The following is an 18666-nucleotide window of genomic DNA, read 5'->3' as shown; positions in this document are numbered from 1 at the left end:
AGGAGAAAACAATGAGCAATATAGAAGAACTACGTCTGTTTCGAAAAGAAGATATTGAATGGCTGCAGACTTGGTTTGAGGATGCAGAAGTGAAAAGGCGGCTGGAAGGGATGATGCCGCTTGACGAGTGGTTCAATTTTGCAGACGGGAATGAAAACTACCGGGTATGGGCGGCTTTAGAGGACGGCAAGCCTGTCGGCGTTGTCATGGTTGAAGTTGAGGAGGACTTGACCGGGAACATTGCCCTTGTAGTCGATCCGTTTTTGCGCGGAGGGGGATATGGAAAAGCGCTCATCAAAAGGACGATGGCATTGCCGGAAATGAGCCGGATCAACAAATGGTTTGCCGGAATTGAAGAGGATAACGAGAGGTGCTTAGCGTGCTTCCGATCCGTTGGATATTCATTAGAACATGAACAGCCGGACGAGGACGGCTACTACTCTCTTATTTATTTCCCGGAATCTTAAATAAGGAGCATAAGAAGATGAACTTGATCAAATGGATTGTGTTTTCCGTTATTTCAGTCGCCTTTTTTCAGCCGGCATCAGCCGCTCTATTAAAAGAAAAAGACGACTACACTATTCTTGTATATATGATTGGTTCTGACATGGAAAGCGATTTTCATATGGCAAGCGATGACATTCAGGAAATGATGGATGCGGGTTCATCTTCAAACGTCAATGTCGTTCTTCAGACAGGAGGAGCAAAAAAATGGGCGAACCCGTCGATCAGTCACAAGGTGAATCAGAGGTGGAAAGTCGAACATCAGAAGCTGACGCCCCTCGAAAATATCGGGAAGACAAATATGGACAGTCCCGGCTCCGTCACAGATTTTATCACATGGGGAGTCAAAACATACCCGGCTAAAAAATATGTATTGATCTTCTGGGGGCATGGGCTTGGCTCCGTTGACGGCTACGGGGGAGACGAAAACTTCGGCAATAAAAAAATGAAAATAAGCGAGCTCCAGTCGGGAATCAAAAAGGCCTATGAACATACGAAGCAAAAGTTTGATTTAATCGGTTTTGACAACTGTAAAATGGCCGGGATTGAAACGGCATATGCCTTGAGGGATTATGGAAAGTACATGCTGGCTTCAGTCGACTATACGAATCAAAACGGCTGGGATTACAAATATGCGCTGCAGTCTGTTCAAGACGACCCTTCAATCGATCCGAAAGAGCTTGGCAGGGAAATCGCGGCAGGCTACATAAAGCAGTCAAAAGAAAACGGTGAAACAGAAGACCTGCAGCAGTCTTTAATTCAATTAAACCGCGTCAAAGGCGCTGTCGATGCCCTCGACAGGTTGAGCTTAAGCATGAACCGGGCATTGAAAGAGCTGGATGGAAAGCGCCTGCTTCACTACGCACGTCTCGCTGCCGAAGATTATGCAGATGAATCGGATATGGTTGATTTGGCCGATCTGTCAAGCTTGATCGGCCAGCAGATCGGAGCTGAGAAAGAAGCGAAAGAGGTCGTAAAATCCGTCAAAAAGGCTGTCATCATGAACATCAAGTCTCCTGAGCACCCGAGAGGAAGCGGCATGTCCGTTTATTATCCGGCCAGAGACAACCAAAAGCGGTTTGCGGAAAAATCAAAAATATACAACCTGCTTGATTTCAGCGGCCGGTATCAAACATTCATCAAAGATTACTCCCATTCAGCATTTAACTTTGATCTATAATGGTGTCTCTTACAGCAAAAAAAGCGCCGGCGGAACAACCGGCACTTTTTTATCGGCTCATGTGCTTTCGAATCAATGGAAGTCCGTAAATGATGAAAGCGGCGACATGGGCGATGACAACGTTGAGAATAAAGAGTACGATCATGAGAGAGTGTCCTGTAGGAGAAAGGCTGCTGGTCATATAGAAAAAGAAGAAGACCCACATTAAAATGATTGGCGGAATAGAAGAAATTGCGACCTTTTTGTTGTCCAGCCATAAAAATAAAGGAGTGGCGCTTGCGATCAGCAAGTAAGCGAAAAACATATCCATGCGTTTTCAGCCCCTTTCAATAATGATAGCGCTGCCAAAAAAGCGGAATGAAACAACAATTGTGTCTAATTGGAGAATAATTTGTGAACATTCTGTTACATTTATTATACCACGTTCTTCGAAAAATGATACATACTGGAAAGCATTTTCCGCTCCAACTATCGGCTCAATTTTCGCGGCGATTCAATAGGACATAAAGGATGAAGGAGAGAAAATGCGTGGAGGAAATTGATCCTGCAAAAGTTAGTCAAGACCGCGCGTTCCCTATACGAAACCGGCAGGATTCCGGAAACGAAGAGAAAGTGACAGGCTGGACCGCACGATAAGGCCGCAGCCCCCTTGGATCAACGACTTTTTCTAAACAAAAAAGGCTCTCGGCATTTGGCGCCGAGAGCCTCTTATTTGTCTAAAAAATAAAGTGGGCGCACAGTACGATGACAGGCAGCGTAATCAGCGTCCGAACGAGAAAAATCAAGACGAGGTCAAGGAATGTCACCGGAATTTTGGAACCGAGCAAAAGACCGCCGACTTCCGACATGTAGATTAATTGTGTAACCGATAAACAGGCGATGATGAACCTGGTCATTTCACTTTCAATCCCGCTTCCGAGCACAGACGGAAGGAACATGTCGGCGAACCCGACGACAAGCGTTTGTGAGGCCTCGGCGGCTTCAGGAACCTGGAGCAGTTCGAGAAGGGGAATGAACGGCAGCCCGAGCCATTTGAAAACAGGTGTATATTCAGCGACAATCAGTGCGGCTGTGCCGAGCGCCATGACGACGGGAGCGACGCCCATCCACATATCGAGCACGTTTTTGGCTCCGTCCTGCAAGAAATCTTTGACGCTTGTATTTTGTTTTGCTTTTGCGACAGCCCGGCTGAGTCCCCATTGGAATGGAGTGTATCCTTCGGGAATCTCCTCTTGATCCTGATCCGCTTGGTCTGTAATATAAGTATCAGCCTTTCTTGATAAAGGCGGAATCCGCGGGCTGATCACCGCGGCTGCGGCACCCGCCAGCAATATCGTCAAATAAAACGGAACGAACATATGGGCAAGGTTAACCTGTGAAATAATCACGAGGCAAAACGTGATGGAGACGACTGAGAAAGTCGTGCCGATGACGGCGGCCTCACGCTTCGTGTAGAACCCTTCTTCATACTGTTTGCTTGTCAGGAGCACGCCGATCGTGCCGTCGCCGAGCCATGAGGCCATACAATCGATCGATGACCGTCCCGGCAGCTTAAAGACAGGTCTCATCAGCTTTTTCATCAAAGCGCCGCACAGCTCAAGCAAGCCGAAGTTCAACAGAAACGGCAGAAACAGGCCTGCAAATAAAAAGACGGAGAAGAGAACGGGCAGCAAGCTGAATAATAATGTTCCGCCTGTACTCTTGGCATATACCGCTTCAGGGCCGATCTTAAAGTATGCCATCACTGCGAAAATCATGCCGAACAGGCGGACGATATACCAAAATAAAGATACATTCAGCAAGTTATAGAAAAACTCGCTTTTTTTAATGAAAGCCGGATGAAAGGTTTTGGTGATAAAGGTTAAGATAAATGTTGCGGTTACGATGACCGTCATGATTAACGGCAATTGCTGCTGAAGCAGCTTCTGCAATGCATTTGAAAAGACAGCAATTGGAATCGTTAAATTTCCTTCGATTTTAACGGGAATCATAAACAGAATAATTCCGATAAGCGAAGGGACCAAAAATTTTATGAGATCAAGCCGTTTACGCTTTTGAAGTGCTTTATCCAAATGAAAAACTCCTTATGAATTGGTGATTCTGTATCGCTTCTGCCGGAGGCAAAAGTTTAATTTTATGCAACATTACTCATTTTAATACAAATCAATCAAAAATCAATGAATTTATCACATTCGACAATAGTTGGAAAAATCCTTTAAAATAGAATAGGAATTTGTTCGCAATAAAATCGAAACATTTTATTCTTTTGTACGTCATATCATTTGTGAGGAAGCGGATGCCGTCTTCCTGGATTATTTCATCGTGTCATATTATAAGGGCGGGATTTCGAATGAGTCAGAAAAAGAATATTACAAATCCCTTTTATCAGGGGGATTTGATTTTTGTCTATATTGTCTTTTTTATCATAAGCGTTGTGGCTGTGTACGCCGCTCAGCAGTTTAATCAATATAATGAACCCTTTGCGATGAAACAGTCCCTTTACTATTTGCTGGGGGCCTTTATCATCATCGTGTTTCTTTATTTTGATTTGGAGCAGCTTGAAAAGCTCAGCTTTTATTTTTATCTGCTCGGGATTTTGATGCTGATCGTGTTAAAGTTCAGTCCGGCATATATCGGATCATACAGGTTTGCGCCGGTTATCAACGGTGCCAAAAGCTGGTTTATGCTTCCCGGGTTTACGCTGCAGCCGTCGGAATTCATGAAAATCGGGCTGATCATGTATTTGGCTTCCTTCATGTCGAAAAACGGGCCTGTCGGCAAGCGTACGTTGAAAGAAGACTGCATCTTTCTGCTGAAAATCGCCGGTATTATCATTGTTCCGTTCGGCTTGATTTTAGAACAGGATACGGGTACAGCCGGAATCGTCGCGTTTGTCATTCTTGTGATGGTATTCCTGTCGGGCGTGAACTGGAAATTGATTTCTCTCATCTTCGGAACGGGTCTTACAGTCATTGTTTTGATTTTGTTTGTCATTATCAAATTTCCCGATGTCGCGGGTGCACTCGGGGTTGAACAATACCAAATCAACCGCGTCATGACCTGGGTCAATCCGAGCGAACAGAATGCCGACGATAAAATGCAGGTCGAAAGGGCGCAGCTGGCGATCGGTTCGGGGAAAGTATTTGGAAATGGTGTAAGCGATCTTCAAGTCTATGTACCTGAGGCGCAAACAGACTTTATTTTTGCCGTCATCGGCGAGAGCTTCGGGTTTGTCGGATGCACTTTTGTTGTCATTATGTTTTTCTTCCTAATTTACCGGCTTGTCGTGCTCATCGACCGAATACATCCGTTCAGCAGGTTTGCCTCATTTTTCTGTGCGGGCTTTACCGCTTTAATTGTCATTCATACCTTTCAAAATATCGGAATGAATATCGGCATTATGCCCGTGACCGGCGTCCCGCTGCTTTTGGTCAGCTATGGAGGAAGCTCAGTCGTAGCAACCTTGATCGGCTTCGCGGTTGTCTACAATTCAAGCTGCCAGTTAACAAAGTATCAAAGCTATATGTTCAAATAACAGCCTGATGCATGCAGGCTGTTATTTTATTCACCCTTTTTCGCAATGTGAACGGTTGTTCATGTTATAATGAAAGTTAGTGCTTTTGATGAAGAAATAAGGCGGGGTACAATGGGTCAGAAGAAAAATACGACAAGTCCCTATTATCAGGGAGATTTGATTTTTATATTAGCTATGTTCTTTTTAATCAGTGTGATCGCTGTTTACGCTGCAGAGCCGTCTTTTTCACTGAAGGGCTATCCGGCAAAGCAATTGTTCTTTTATCTGCTCGGCATTTCGGTGATCGTCGGCTTTCTCTATTTTGATCTGGAGCAGCTTGAAAAATTCAGCATATACATATATCTATTCGGCATCTTGTCATTGATCGTGTTAAAGTTCAGTCCAACGTCGATCGCACCGATTATCAAAGGAGCGAAAAGCTGGTTTCAATTTGGTTCGGTCACGCTGCAGCCGTCGGAATTTATGAAAATCGGCCTAATTATGATGCTGGCTTCGGTGATTTCCAAAGCAAGTCCGAAAGGCTCGCGCTCGATGCAGGAGGATGTTCACCTTTTGCTGAAAATCGCAGGGGTATCTGCGGTTCCGGTCGGTTTGATTTTAATGCAGGACGCCGGTACGGCCGGTATCTGCATGTTCTTTGTCGCCGTTATGGTGTTTTTATCAGGTGTGAACTGGAAGCTGATTTCGATTGTGGCGGGGTCAGGAATCACCCTCGTACTGCTCGTTCTGTTTTTGGTGATCAATTTTCCGGAGTTTTCGAAGGATACGCTGCACATCCAGCAATATCAGATCAACCGGGTGATGACATGGGTCGATTCGAGCCAGCAGGACGCGAACGATACGTATCAGACCGAAAAGGCCGTTACGGCGATCGGCTCTGGAGAAATCTTCGGAACGGGTATGAACAATTTGAAAGTCTACGTTCCTGAAGGCCAAACCGATTTCATCTTTGCCGTCATCGGGGAAAGTTTCGGTTTTATTGGCTGTACTTTTGTCGTCATCCTGTTTTTCCTTTTCATTTACCGGCTTGTCGTGCTGATCGATAAGATACATCCTTATAATAAGTTTGCGTCATTTTTCTGTGTTGGGTATACGGCGCTGATCGTCATCCATACATTCCAAAATATCGGAATGAACGTCGGACTGATGCCGGTTACGGGCGTTCCCCTTCTGTTCATCAGCTACGGAGGGAGCTCTGTGTTGTCTGCTTTGATCGGCTATGCGATCGTTTATAATGCCAGCTGCCAGCTGACAAAATATAAAGGGTATATGTTTAAGTAAAAAAGACAGCCGAATCAGGCTGTCTTTAATCTTGGTTTAAAAATGCGAGAGCTGCCGACACAAGAATTTTCGCCGCGTTCAGCATGCCTTTTTCATCGATATCAAACAGCGGGTGATGGTGCGGGTAAACGGCTCCAGTCTTCGGATTGCCCGCGCCGGTAAAAAAGAATGATCCAGGGACATGTTCTAGATAATAAGAGAAATCTTCGCCGATCATATTCGGTTCGAGCTTGATGACAGCTTCAAGGCCGACGATTCGTTTGGCACATTGGCGGACGATGTCCGTTTCTTTTTCATGGTTGACGACAGGCGGGTAGCCTTTTTCATAATCGAGTGAAAATGAAGCGCCGTTGCTGTCGCAGACGCCCTTGATGACGCGTTCCATCTCGGCGATGATCGTCTCTTGGACATGCTTTGAAAAGGTGCGGACCGTTCCTTCAATGACCGCTTCTTCGGCGATGACGTTAAACGCCTGGCCTGAATGAAACGTTCCGATCGACAAGACGGCTGCTTCCGTCGGATCGATTCTGCGGCTGACGATTTGCTGGAGATGGTTGACGACTGAGGCTCCTGTTATTAAAGCATCTGTCGTTAAGTGAGGCGCGCCTCCGTGTCCGCCCCGCCCGGATATCGTGACTTTAAATTTATCAGCGGCTGCCATCATCGGGCCTGATGTAACACCGACTTGACCGACGGGCATCGGAGCCCAGATGTGGGTGCCGAAAATGGCATCCACGCCTTCGAGACAGCCGGCTTCAATCATCGGTTTGGCGCCGCCTGGTGTGACCTCTTCACCGAATTGATGGATCAGCACGACATTTCCTTTCAAGTCTTTTTGATGCTTTGCCAGGGCTTTTGCGGCTGTGAGGAGAGCCGACGTGTGAGCATCGTGTCCGCAAGCGTGCATGACGCCGGGGACAGTTGACCGGTACGGAACATTTTTTTGATCCTGTAATGGCAGAGCGTCGAAATCGGCTCTCAAGGCGACCGTCTTGCCGGGGCGGCCGCCTTTAATATGACCGATGACCCCTTGGCCGCCGACATTTGTTCTCACGTCAATCCCGAGGTTTTCCAAGTAATTTGCAATGGTGCGCGGTGTATTGACCTCGCGGTGGGAAAGCTCCGGATATTGGTGAAAATGTCTCCTGAGTTCGATCATTTCCGGATATAATGCATCTAATTCTTCAATTACAGACTTCACCGTCATCTCCCTTTCCGCTTCAAAAATTGTAAGACGATTCTATCATTTTACCATATGAAATTGAATCCATCTGCAGTCCGCCAAACCGTTTTGCTTTAGGGAAAAGCAGATATTGGATATGATAAAGGTTGAGGAGGTAAAAGGATGAATAAAACGATTGAAACAATTTTAAATCACCGTTCGATCAGGTCTTTTACAGATCAGCTCCTGACCGAAGAAGAGATTCGCCTGCTTGTGGAGAGCGCTCAAAGCGCATCGACGTCCAGCTATATTCAAGCTTATTCAATCATCGGTGTCACCGACCCGGACAAGAAGCGCAAGCTTGCGGAATTGGCCGGAAATCAGCCATATGTTGAAAAAAACGGCCATCTGTTTGTATTTTGCGCAGACCTTTACCGGCATGACAAAATGGCCCGGGAAAAGGGTGTAGATATCACAGCTTCTCTTGAAGGGACGGAGACCTTTATGGTCAGCGTCATCGATGCAGCTCTTGCCGCTCAAAATATGTCAATAGCGGCCGAATCAATGGGCCTCGGCATCTGCTATATCGGCGGGATTCGCAATAACTTGAACGAAGTCTCCGGGCTTCTGGAAACACCTGAATACGTTCTGCCGCTGTTCGGGCTTGTCGTCGGCCATCCGGCCAACCTGTCGGATAAAAAGCCGCGTCTGCCGCTTGATCACATTTATCATGAAAATGCCTATCAAGCGGACGAAGCCGAGTTTAAAAAACATATGTCCGCATATGACGAAACGATTTCAAACTATTATCAAAAGCGGACAGACGGCAAACGGTCTGACAAATGGACAGACCAGATCACCGGAAGCCTCAAAAAGCCACCGCGTGCGTATATGAATGAATTCGTTAAAGGAAAAGGTTTGAACAAAAGGTAAGGAACGTCCCCTCCGACTCGGAGGGGACTTATCTTGTCAGCATGTATTGAAGAAAAAGATAAAACATCAGCCAAAAGGGAAGACTGAAAAGGATTCCGAATAAACAGCCTTTTGCAAAGCGTTCTTCTACGACTGGCGGGTGCGTTTTTTGCTTCGTCTCATTCATCAGTATTAGGAGCTCCTTTAGGTTTATCCATGATATTATTATTTCTTTTTGCGCAGGAAAAGTAAACGAAGACTTGGGGTGAAAAAGATGTTGTCATTAAGCATACTTGATCAGACTCCCGTTTCTGAAGGAAGCACACCTGAACAGGCTTTACAGCATACGGTGGAGCTCGCGCAAGCGGCGGAGCGCCTCGGATACAAGAGATTTTGGGTTTCCGAGCACCATTTTTCAAGAAACTTGGCAGGATCAAGTCCGGAGGTTCTGATCGGTTATCTTGCGGCTAAAACAGAGAAGATCCGTATAGGATCCGGCGGCGTCATGCTTCCCCATTACAGCGCCTACAAGGTGGCAGAAAACTTCCGCGTCTTGGAAGGACTTGCGCCCGGAAGGATTGATCTCGGTGTCGGACGTGCTCCGGGAGGGATGCCGATCGCTTCCATGGCTCTTCAAAATGGAGGAAGACGGATGACTGACCAATATCCCGAACAAATTCAGGATCTCGTCACATATTTACACGATCAAGCCGATGAACACCACCGCTTTCCCAACTTGATCGCATCGCCGAACGTGGCCGCAGCGCCCGCTGTCTGGCTGCTCGGCTCCTCAGGGGAAAGCGCGAGGCTTGCCGCCCAAACAGGGGCATCGTATACATTTGCCCAATTTATTAACGGCGAAGGCGGAGAAGAGGCGGCCAGACTTTACAAAGAGAGGTTCGAACCTTCTGTATTGGGTGAACAGCCAAACGTGATCATTGCTGTATTTGTGATTTGCGCTGAGACAGAAGAGAAAGCAGAGAACCTTGCAAAAAGCTTGGATTTCTCTTTATTAGCCAATGAACAGGGGATAGTGACCGAAGGCTTTCCATCATTGGAAACGGCGCTGTCATATCAATATTCTCCTTATGAAAGAAAGAGAGTGGAAGACAATCGAAAACGGATGGTCATCGGGACGCCGCGGCAGGTGAAGGAACAGCTGCTTGAACTGGCCGGCGCTTACGGAACGGATGAAATCATGGCGGTGACGATCACCCACGATTTTCAAGACAGGCTGGAATCTTACCGGCTGCTGGCCGAAGCGTTTCATCAGTCAATTTAACGTTTTTGCTGAAAAAAATCGAGAAAATGGCGGATCGGGAAAAGAATAAACAGAATGCATATGTATAAAGCGGTAAACAGCCAGCTGAGCGGAACGAGGATGACGGTATCGACGGTTTGCTCCGTTGCTTTTTGAAAAGGCTTGGGCTCGCGCTTCTGCAGGTTGACGGCGAAGTACAAAATCGTGAAAAATATAAAGCAGACAATAAGGAAGGATAAGCCGAATAATACGATAAAAGAAAGCATATATACGATGTCCTCCGATTGCTTTTTTCACGTTTTGAAGAGAAGGGAGAGCTTCTCCTGAACGCATTATCCGTATTTTAACATATAAAAGCCTTGTTGAGTGGTTCTCAACAAGGCTTGTCATTATTCGACGATAAAAGGGTCTTCCGTCAGAATGTAGCTTGATTTTCCTTTGGCGGACGCATAGGCTAGCATATAGTATTTTCCGGACTTAAGGGTTGCGGCGTCATTGATTTTGCCGTTCCATTGATAAGATTGATAGCCTTTGCCTTGGTTTTTATAAACGCCGGCCTGCCCGAGAAGGTTCAGATTTTCATCATAGACGAGAAATGCGAGCTCTTCAGCCCCGCCCGGCAGGTAGGCTTCGATCGTGTAAGCACCCTGCTTTGCCCCCGGTTCAACCGTTACGGATGTGACGCGCGGGTAGTCAGGCTCTTTGACGATCAACAGGAGCGGAATTTCGGCGACTTTTCTGCCTCCTTCACGGACGTAAACCGTGCCTTCATATGTGCCTGCTTTCGTTTTGGCGGAATTGACGGTTACTTTTGCCGTTGCTTTACCTGTTTGATGGGCCGGTACCACGACTCGTTCCGTTCCTGATACCGTGATGCCCGCTCCTTTAAAGGAGTATTCGAGCTGATAGGCTTTTCTGAATGAAGAAAGGTTTTCAATTGTGAACGCTTGTTTTTTCGTTTGTTTTCCTTTGTCTTTCAGGAACGTTCCGTATGAGTGGCTGCCCGGCGTTACAATTGATGAAGCATGAAGGGCCTCGATGATGCGGATGCTGCCCGCTCCTTGCGTATTGTGAGGGAGAGGCTTTCCGTTTTCATCCGTCAATTTTTCCGCCGTATTCATCAGCACGCCTTTGATTTGCTCTGGCGTCCAATCCGGTTTGGCCTGCTTTAATAGGGCTGCCGTTCCCGCGACATGCGGGGAAGCCATGCTTGTACCCTGCTTTGAACCGTAACCGTGAGGGTTTTTCGGATCGTGGGTCGGAATGGTGCTGACGATATTGACGCCTGGCGCTGAAACGTCAGGTTTAATCATCCATGTATCCATGACAGGTCCGCGTGACGAGAAGGAGGCAATCGTTTCCCCGAGCTTTTTGTCCAATTTGAAAGAAAAGACAGCAGAGCGTTCCCCTTCTTTGATCTGCTGAACAAGCTTTTCGCCCTCTTCTTTCGACAATTTGACAGTCGGTACGGCCATCCCCATAACGTTGGCCTCGATTTCCCCTGTTACATTATTGTAAATCACGGCTCCGACAGCGCCGGCGTTTTTGGCGTTTTCGGCCTTATCCACAAATGGAATGACGCCTCTCTGGATAACCGCTACTTTTCCTTTCACATCTTTGCCTTTGAAATCGTCAGCTTGTCCGATCCCAGCTTCAACAAGTTCCACGTCTTGACCGTTCAAAGCTTCAAGATCTTTTTCCTCCTGGTATCCCATCACTTTTGCTGACGAATACGAAGGAAGCCTCACAGAATATTCATTATATGGAAGCTGCGAGGCGCCGACGGAAATCGCATCCCTTGAAGTTCCCGGCGAGCCGACCGTCCAGTTTTCCGGTCCGCTGTTTCCGTTTGACGTAACGGCGACAACTCCTTCGGCCATCGCCCAGTCCAGTGCGATGCTTGTTGCATAATCAGGGCTGTTCAGTGAATTGCCCAATGAGAGGTTCATCACTTTTGCTCCGTCCGCGACGGCTTTTTCAATGCCTGCAATCACGTTCTCGGTTGTTCCTGAGCCGCCGGGGCCGAGCACACGGTAAGCAAGAAGCGTTGCTTCAGGCGCCACCCCTTTAATCTGACCGTTCGCGGCGATGGTCCCCGCAACATGGGTGCCGTGATCAGTCGCTTCTCCGCGCGGGTCGCCTGCCGGTGTTTCTTGTGAATCATAGTCATTATCCACAAAGTCATACCCCTTATATGGGCCGAAATTTTTCTTTAAGTCAGGATGTGTGTAATCCACACCCGTGTCAATGACAGCTACCTTAATGCCTTTACCGGTATAGCCTGATTTCCATGCCTGATCTGCTCCGATGTACGGTGCACTTTTATCCATCTGTGGATAAATGGCATCCGCTGCAAGTGTCACGTCTTTTCCTTTTATGCTGTCAGGTTTGTAAGCTGCGTTCGGATAAACCGCTTTTACTTCCTTGACGGCGAGCAGCTTCGGAATTTCACTGGCCGGCAGTTTCATTGAAAAACCCGAAAATACACGGTCGTATTCGCGGTTTATTTTCGCTTTTTTGAGTGTTTTCAGCGCACTGTTTTTCGCTTTGCTGCGAGCGGTTTTTAAAGAAGCTTTCGTTTGCTTTTCCCCATCCGCTTTTGCTTCGGCAAGCGACTTTTCTTTCAGCTCCACAATAACTGTTGTCTGTTTATCAGACGTCACATCAATATCACCGTAGATTTCAGCTTTCTCAAGTTCAGGCGACTTTTGATCGGGAACGGATGTTGCCTGCACTCCGGTGAGGAATGTGGATAACGAAAATAATAGAATAAAAGCCATAACGAAATAGCGCATGATACTTTTTCTCAATCTGTTTTCCCCCTTACGGATAAATGGTTTCTTTGTAATCCTTAGAGTTTCGAACTTTTAAAATATTCTCTCAGTTTCAAAAAAATCCTTCTATATATAGAAATAATTTTCAAAGATTCAATGTATTGGAGTGGATGTCTTTAGATTTATGCACAATTTACTGTGTATAAGTGAATAAACTTGTGTATAGATATTGTAGGGAATATACGTTCTTATACTAAATGTTGAATAAATATGTGGATATGTGGATATACCCTGTGGGTAATATGTGTTTATCCTTAGGATAAGCTGTGAGTAAGTTACATTCATGGTTTGTTTCCGTTGAATCATGCGTTTCCATCAGTTTTCAACAAAACTTCTAAAAACTAGAATCATTTTGCACACACATTGTGACAAACATTTTCATTTTGCTGGGATAAGATAGAGCAAGAAAGTTTAATAGAGTTGCTAGTTTTATCACAACGAAACTGGAGGGGATCGGTATGAAAGGTTTGATATCATTTTTAAAATTATGGACGGCCGTGCTGCTGAATGCGGTGGTGCCTGTCAGAGAGACTCAGATGAAGGTGATGGCGTTCGCCGGCGGTACATATCAGGCTGCCGATGCTTATCAGGCAGGCGGCTTTTCGGAAAAAAGAGAAGAATCAACAGAGCGGATGTCGGGCTGTAAGAGAGCGATGCCCGGCAGTTTTACGACAGAACCCAACCGGGCTGTTTGCCAAAAAGCGGTGAAGAGGGTAAGAGCCGGACCAACTCTTTACACGGGAACTTAAACAAGGTAAAATCCCACTCATAACGGGAAGTGGGTGACGGCTTTGAAAATCTATAAAGTATTGAACAACAATGCAGCAATCATAAAGGAGGATGGTCAAGAAAAAATTGTCATGGGGCCTGGTATCGCTTTTCAAAAAGGCAAAAACGATACCATTCCAAGAAACAAGGTAGAAAAAATTTTTACCATTCATGAAGAAAATGAAAAGTTTAAACAAATTCTCGAAACACTTCCGGAAGAACATATTGAAGCTGCCGAAGAGATCATCAGCTATGCGGAAGGGCGGCTGTCCGCACCGTTGAGTGATCATATCCACATCGCCCTTGTGGATCATTTGTCATTTGCGATCGAGCGAGTCCGCAAAGGATTCGTCATTCAAAATAAATTATTAAATGAAATCAAAGCGCTTTATAAAAAAGAATATGAGATCGGACTCTGGGCAATCGATTTGGTCAAAGAAAAATTGAAAGTCGAATTGCCTGATGATGAAGCGGGTTATATTGCGCTGCATATTCATACCGCAAAAATGGATGCGGAAAACATGCAGAAGACGCTTAAATACACGAACATCATCAAAGAATTGATAGAAAAAATCGAATGCTGTTTCAATCAGAAGATTGACGAAAACAGCATCTCATATCAGCGTCTTGTCACGCATCTCAGGTATGCCATCAACAGGCTGGAATCAAATGAAGCGTTTCATGTCATGGACGATGACATGCTTTATTTCATCCGGAAAAAGTATCCTGGAAGCTACCAGTGTGCGGCAGGGCTGGCGGATTACGTGAAAACTGAATATGATCTTCATCTTCCGGAATCGGAAGTCGGATATATTACGCTGCATGTCCAGCGTTTAAATGATTCCTATAGGTAATACCGCCTGATAACGCGCGATCAGGCTTTTTTTAGGTCGATTTTCACAGAAAATAAAAAAGTAGTTGACGAAAGCGTTATCACATAATAAAATGAAAGCGTATTAAAAAATAAATACCGGGGATTGTGACTGGTAAAGCAGGCAAGACCTAAAATTTGCTAGATGAATGGGGAGAATCTATCCGCCATTCGTTGGTGAATTTTAGGTCTTTTCTGCTTTTTTTTTAAAAAAAGGAGGAGTCATCATGAATCACAAAGAAATCGCCGTACGTCTTATACAGCTTCTTGGCGGAGAAGATAATGTCATCAGTGCAGCTCATTGTGCGACAAGGCTTCGTTTGGTGATCAAGGACGAAGCGAAAATCGACCAGGAAAAGGTCGAAGAGCTGGAAGGTGTAAAAGGAGCCTTTTCGAGCTCTGGCCAATACCAGATTATTTTCGGAACAGGACTTGTTAATAAAGTGTATGAACAGTTTGCCAAAGAGCTGAATCTTGACCAAAAGGAAACGGTTCAGCACAGCGATGCCGCAAAGGGAAAAATGAATCCTTTAGCGCGATTCGCGAAAACGCTGTCAAATATTTTCGTGCCCATCATCCCGGCCATTGTTGCAAGCGGTTTATTAATGGGGCTGTTGGGGATGATGAAGGCATTTCAGTGGGTCGATCCTGATGCAGCGCTGTATAAAATGCTTGATATGTTCTCAAGCGCGGCATTTATTATCCTTCCGATCTTGATCGGTGTCAGTGCTGCGAAAGAATTTGGCAGCAATCCTTACCTGGGGGCTGTACTTGGAGGTATTTTAATTCACCCGAGCTTGTTCAATCCTTGGGGACTGGCAACTGCATCTCCGGATGTGATGAACTTTTACGGGCTCAAAATTGAGATGCTGGGCTATCAAGGAACCGTTGTTCCAATTTTGCTTGCCGTGTATGTGATGAGTAAAATCGAAAAAGGCGTAAGAAAAATTGTTCCAAACGCGATCGATCTTTTAGTGACACCGTTTGTCACGATTATTTCAACGGGATTTATTGCCTTTATCGCAATCGGTCCTTTAGGAAGAATGCTTGGTACAGGGATCACGAACGTTTTAACTTATGTGTATGATCTTGCCGGACCTGTTGCCGGACTGATTTTCGGAGGAACATACTCGCTGATCGTTTTAACTGGTGTTCACCACAGTTTCCACGCGATTGAGGCCGGCCTTATCGCTGATATCGGCAGGAACTACCTGCTTCCGATCTGGTCTATGTCCAATGTCGCCCAAGGCGGGGCCGGACTTGCCGTATTCTTTTTGGCAAAGCGCGCAAAAACAAAAGAAATCGCTTTACCTGCTGCTTTCTCTTCTTTTCTCGGCATTACCGAACCTGTTATTTTCGGTGTTAACCTCCGTTACCGCAAGCCGTTTATCGCGGCAATGGCCGGTGGAGCGCTCGGTGCTGCATACGTTGTCTTTATGAATGTTGCGGCAAACGCCTACGGTTTGACGGGAATACCGATGATTGCGATTGTTGCCCCGCTTGGAATGGGCAACCTGATCCATTATTTAATCGGAATGGCGATCTCTGTGTCTGTCGCGTTTATCACAGCCTTTATCTTAGGAATTAATGAAGACGAGAAAAAGTGACGGAAGGAGGGGAAAACGATGAATCAAGATCAGGAGCTTCGTCAAAAGGCAATAAACCGGGTTGAAGAATACCGGGATATTGTAAACCTTGATCCCTATCGGCTGCATTATCACATCATGCCTCCTGTCGGACTGCTGAATGATCCGAACGGGTTCATTCAGTGGAAGGGAGTTTACCATCTTTTTTATCAGTGGATGCCTTTTAAAACGGGGCACGGTGCAAAGCTGTGGGGGCACTACTCTTCAACAGATCTCGTGAACTGGCGGCATGAAGAGATCGCCCTCACGCCGAGCGACTGGTTTGATAAAAACGGCTGTTATTCAGGAAGCGCGATCGCTGAAAATAATGTGCTCCACCTGTTTTATACGGGGAATGTCAGAGATGACGAGGGAAATAGGGAGACCTATCAATGTCTCGCCGTCTCGAAAGACGGCATCTCGTTTGAAAAACAGGGGGTTGTTGCAAGGCTTCCGAAAGGATACACGGCTCATTTCCGCGATCCGAAAGTATGGAAAAAGAGTGGCAGCTGGTACATGGTGCTCGGCGCCCAGACTGAAAAACTTGAGGGCAGAGCCGTTCTGTTTCAATCGGATAATTTGAAAGACTGGCAGTTCCTTGGCGACATCACAGGTTCAAATACAGATCAGCTCGGGGAATTCGGCTATATGTGGGAATGCCCTGACATGTTCGAACTAAACGGCAAAGACGTCTTAATTGTCTGTCCGCAAGGCCTTGAAGCAAAAGAGATGCGCTACCAAAACGTCTATCAGTCAGGTTATTTTGTCGGTGAATTGAACGAGCAGAAACCGGGTTTTACACACGGAGACTTTGAAGAGCTTGACCGCGGCTTTGATTTTTATGCGCCGCAGACGACAAAAGACGAATCAGGCCGGAGGATACTGGTTGCCTGGATGGGTGTTCCAGACCAGGATGAACAGAGCCAGCCGACGATTCAGCATCAATGGGTGCACTGTATGACATTGCCGAGGGAATTGCATTTGCAAAACGATAAAATCGTTCAAAAACCGGTCGCGGAGCTTAGAACGCTCCGCCAAAACGAAAAACGCGCAGCAATATCACTTAATCAAGGCACCGAAAAACTGGACATTGTTCAACCGGACAAAACCGAGCTTTTCATCAGCCCGCAACTTATTGAAGACAGCTTTGAAATTTCCTTCAGGGGTGCCGCGCGACTCATTTACAATAAAGCTGACGGCATCATAACTTTGGAAAGAAACAGCTATGTTGATGAAAGAACGGAAGCCAGACATTGTCGTTTGCATGAGCTCCGCGATTTAAACATCTTTTTAGACGCGTCTGCGATTGAAATCTTCGTCAATGGGGGAGAGGAAGTCTTTACGGCAAGATATTTTCCTTACCCGGGAAATAATGATGTTTGGATCGGTGCCAGAAAAGAAATCATAGTGAATGTAACATCCTGGACGGTGGCATAAAGGGTGCGGTTTGCTATTTTCTGTACAATCCCTTTATGATATGCTTTTTTTAGAGAGAGTGCAGTGAAAAAGGGGTTGTTTTTTTGGATCAAAACCAGCAGAAGTTGACAGCTGTGCGTTTGAAAAAAATAGCGGATCATATTGAGGATACGAGAGAGGAATACAATGGTTTGCTCCTTCAGATGAAGAAGCTGATCGGCGGTATTGAAGATAAAACAATTCCGGATGATGAAGAAATACAAAAGAAACTTCAAGACACTTATGAACAAATGAAAGAATATGCTCTTTTTGTGGAATCGATTGAGACTTTCTTAAGATCATCTGCAAGAACGATCAAACGCGAAAGCTAAATAAAAGCCAGCCCCTTTTAATGGGGCTGGCTTTTATTTGCCGCTGAGCCGTAAAGCGGAGTGCTTCGTCGGCCCGACGTATTGATTCAAACGGAATGATTCGCGGATGGCTTCCGTAATAAATGTTTTTGCAGAATAAATGGCTTCTTTTACATTTGAACCTTTGGCGAGTTCAGCCGTAATCGCTGCGGAATAGGTGCAGCCCGCCCCGTGCGTGTATGGAGTTTCAATTCTTTCTCCTTCGATGACTTCTGCATCCCGGCCGTCAAATAATACATCTACCGCTTTTTCGTGATTCAGTTTGCCTCCTCCTGTAATGAGGACGTGTTCAGCGCCGAGGCCGTGAATGACTTTTGCCGCTTCCTTCATTTGCTCAACCGTTTTAATTTCTCCAAGTCCGCTGAGCTGGCCGGCTTCAAAAAGGTTTGGCGTAATGACCGTGGCAAGCGGAGCCAAAAGCTCTCTTAAAGCCTTTGCGTGTTCGGGATACAGCACTTCATTTGCTCCTTTACATACCATAACGGGATCAATGACGACATTTTTCATGCTGTGCTTCTTGATTGTGTCTGCCGCCAATTCAATGATATCAACGGTCGGAAGCATGCCCGTTTTCATCGCATCTACCCCGATGCCGTCCACAATCGTCGACAGCTGGGCGCGGATGACTTCTGTATCAACTGGGAATACCTGGTGATTCCAGTTGTTCTCAGGATCCATGGCGACAACAACCGTAAGGGCCGTCATTCCATAGACGTTCTTTTCTTGGAACGTTTTTAAGTCCGCCTGAATGCCGGCGCCTCCGCTTGAGTCAGAGCCGGCGATTGTCAGTGCTTTGTGCATTGTCATGTTCAGTCAATCCTCCACGATAAGAGATTCCATCCAAAGTTGGTTTATTACTTATTATAGACAGCTTTTCGCAAGATCACAATGAAATGGCTGCCGCTTT

General features: G+C 46.1%; 18 protein-coding genes. 11 read left to right on the top strand and 7 right to left on the bottom strand.

The features are described from left to right. Positions 1 to 11 precede the first annotated feature (11 nt). Positions 12 to 467 (top strand): GNAT family N-acetyltransferase, encoded by a 456-nt coding sequence (locus MKZ04_RS15385; RefSeq protein ID WP_146874623.1) that lies wholly within the window; start codon positions 12 to 14, stop codon positions 465 to 467. A gap of 17 nt (positions 468 to 484) precedes the next feature. Continuing rightward, positions 485 to 1684, top strand: coding sequence for a clostripain-related cysteine peptidase (locus MKZ04_RS15380; protein WP_212791752.1), 1200 nt, complete (start codon positions 485 to 487; stop codon positions 1682 to 1684). 49 nt (positions 1685 to 1733) lie between these two features. Here the strand turns inward: MKZ04_RS15380 and ywcE are convergent, their stop codons facing one another. Then, positions 1734 to 1994 carry a spore morphogenesis/germination protein YwcE gene (ywcE, locus tag MKZ04_RS15375; protein ID WP_020453353.1) on the bottom strand — a complete coding sequence of 87 codons (261 nt, stop codon included), beginning with the start codon at positions 1992 to 1994 and terminating at the stop codon, positions 1734 to 1736. Positions 1995 to 2400: 406 nt separating this feature from the next. Further along, the gene (locus MKZ04_RS15370; RefSeq protein ID WP_095291392.1) at positions 2401 to 3756 is read right to left on the bottom strand and encodes a YjiH family protein; all 1356 of its coding nucleotides are present in this window, start codon (positions 3754 to 3756) and stop codon (positions 2401 to 2403) included. Positions 3757 to 4034: 278 nt separating this feature from the next. Between MKZ04_RS15370 and MKZ04_RS15365 the strand changes: the two genes are divergently transcribed. Then, entirely contained in the window at positions 4035 to 5219 is a 1185-nt protein-coding gene (locus MKZ04_RS15365; RefSeq protein WP_023857011.1) for an FtsW/RodA/SpoVE family cell cycle protein, read from the top strand. 111 nt (positions 5220 to 5330) lie between these two features. After that, entirely contained in the window at positions 5331 to 6500 is a 1170-nt protein-coding gene (locus MKZ04_RS15360; protein ID WP_023857012.1) for an FtsW/RodA/SpoVE family cell cycle protein, read from the top strand. 25 nt (positions 6501 to 6525) lie between these two features. Here MKZ04_RS15360 and MKZ04_RS15355 read toward each other — a convergent pair whose 3' ends face one another. Beyond that, positions 6526 to 7701, bottom strand: a complete 1176-nt coding sequence (locus tag MKZ04_RS15355; RefSeq protein ID WP_341046271.1) for an amidohydrolase — start codon at positions 7699 to 7701, stop codon at positions 6526 to 6528. Positions 7702 to 7845: 144 nt separating this feature from the next. On the opposite strand from MKZ04_RS15355, the gene nfsA reads away from it, so the two are divergent. Beyond that, positions 7846 to 8595, top strand: coding sequence for an oxygen-insensitive NADPH nitroreductase (gene nfsA, locus MKZ04_RS15350; RefSeq protein ID WP_025810609.1), 750 nt, complete (start codon positions 7846 to 7848; stop codon positions 8593 to 8595). Between the two features lie 28 nt (positions 8596 to 8623). On the opposite strand, the gene MKZ04_RS15345 is transcribed toward nfsA, so the two are convergent. Then, positions 8624 to 8761, bottom strand: coding sequence for a hypothetical protein (locus MKZ04_RS15345; protein WP_023857015.1), 138 nt, complete (start codon positions 8759 to 8761; stop codon positions 8624 to 8626). An 87-nt stretch (positions 8762 to 8848) separates the two neighbouring features. Between MKZ04_RS15345 and MKZ04_RS15340 the strand changes: the two genes are divergently transcribed. Next, positions 8849 to 9856 (top strand): LLM class flavin-dependent oxidoreductase, encoded by a 1008-nt coding sequence (locus MKZ04_RS15340; protein WP_025810610.1) that lies wholly within the window; start codon positions 8849 to 8851, stop codon positions 9854 to 9856. Here MKZ04_RS15340 and MKZ04_RS15335 read toward each other — a convergent pair. Together MKZ04_RS15335 and MKZ04_RS15330 are read right to left on the bottom strand one after the other, a co-directional pair. Continuing rightward, positions 9853 to 10101 (bottom strand): hypothetical protein, encoded by a 249-nt coding sequence (locus tag MKZ04_RS15335; RefSeq protein WP_023857017.1) that lies wholly within the window; start codon positions 10099 to 10101, stop codon positions 9853 to 9855. The genes MKZ04_RS15340 and MKZ04_RS15335 overlap by 4 nt on opposite strands. Before the next feature lie 123 nt (positions 10102 to 10224). Next, on the bottom strand, positions 10225 to 12645 hold the full coding sequence (locus MKZ04_RS15330) for a S8 family peptidase (RefSeq protein ID WP_341046268.1): 2421 nt from the start codon (positions 12643 to 12645) through the stop codon (positions 10225 to 10227). 482 nt (positions 12646 to 13127) lie between these two features. Here MKZ04_RS15330 and MKZ04_RS15325 point away from each other — a divergent pair, with 482 nt between their 5' ends. The 5 genes from MKZ04_RS15325 to MKZ04_RS15305 all read left to right on the top strand — a co-directional run bounded on the left by MKZ04_RS15325 (position 13128) and on the right by MKZ04_RS15305 (position 17720). After that, entirely contained in the window at positions 13128 to 13418 is a 291-nt protein-coding gene (locus MKZ04_RS15325) for a hypothetical protein (RefSeq protein WP_023857019.1), read from the top strand. 42 nt (positions 13419 to 13460) lie between these two features. Next, complete coding sequence (locus MKZ04_RS15320) at positions 13461 to 14291, top strand: PRD domain-containing protein (protein WP_095291409.1); 831 nt, start codon at positions 13461 to 13463, stop codon at positions 14289 to 14291. Between the two features lie 244 nt (positions 14292 to 14535). Further along, positions 14536 to 15915 (top strand): sucrose-specific PTS transporter subunit IIBC, encoded by a 1380-nt coding sequence (locus MKZ04_RS15315; protein ID WP_023857021.1) that lies wholly within the window; start codon positions 14536 to 14538, stop codon positions 15913 to 15915. A gap of 18 nt (positions 15916 to 15933) precedes the next feature. Further along, positions 15934 to 17370, top strand: a complete 1437-nt coding sequence (locus MKZ04_RS15310) for a sucrose-6-phosphate hydrolase (RefSeq protein ID WP_145929965.1) — start codon at positions 15934 to 15936, stop codon at positions 17368 to 17370. 83 nt (positions 17371 to 17453) lie between these two features. After that, the gene (locus MKZ04_RS15305; protein ID WP_023857023.1) at positions 17454 to 17720 is read left to right on the top strand and encodes a hypothetical protein; all 267 of its coding nucleotides are present in this window, start codon (positions 17454 to 17456) and stop codon (positions 17718 to 17720) included. Between the two features lie 33 nt (positions 17721 to 17753). Here the strand turns inward: MKZ04_RS15305 and MKZ04_RS15300 are convergent, their stop codons facing one another. Continuing rightward, the gene (locus tag MKZ04_RS15300) at positions 17754 to 18566 is read right to left on the bottom strand and encodes a bifunctional hydroxymethylpyrimidine kinase/phosphomethylpyrimidine kinase (RefSeq protein WP_020453339.1); all 813 of its coding nucleotides are present in this window, start codon (positions 18564 to 18566) and stop codon (positions 17754 to 17756) included. Between the last annotated feature and the right edge of the window lie 100 nt (positions 18567 to 18666).

The sequence above is a fragment of the Bacillus sp. FSL W7-1354 genome (genome assembly GCF_038002405.1).
Lineage (GTDB): Bacteria > Bacillota > Bacilli > Bacillales > Bacillaceae > Bacillus > Bacillus paralicheniformis.
This window is presented reverse-complemented; position numbering and strand designations above follow the sequence as displayed.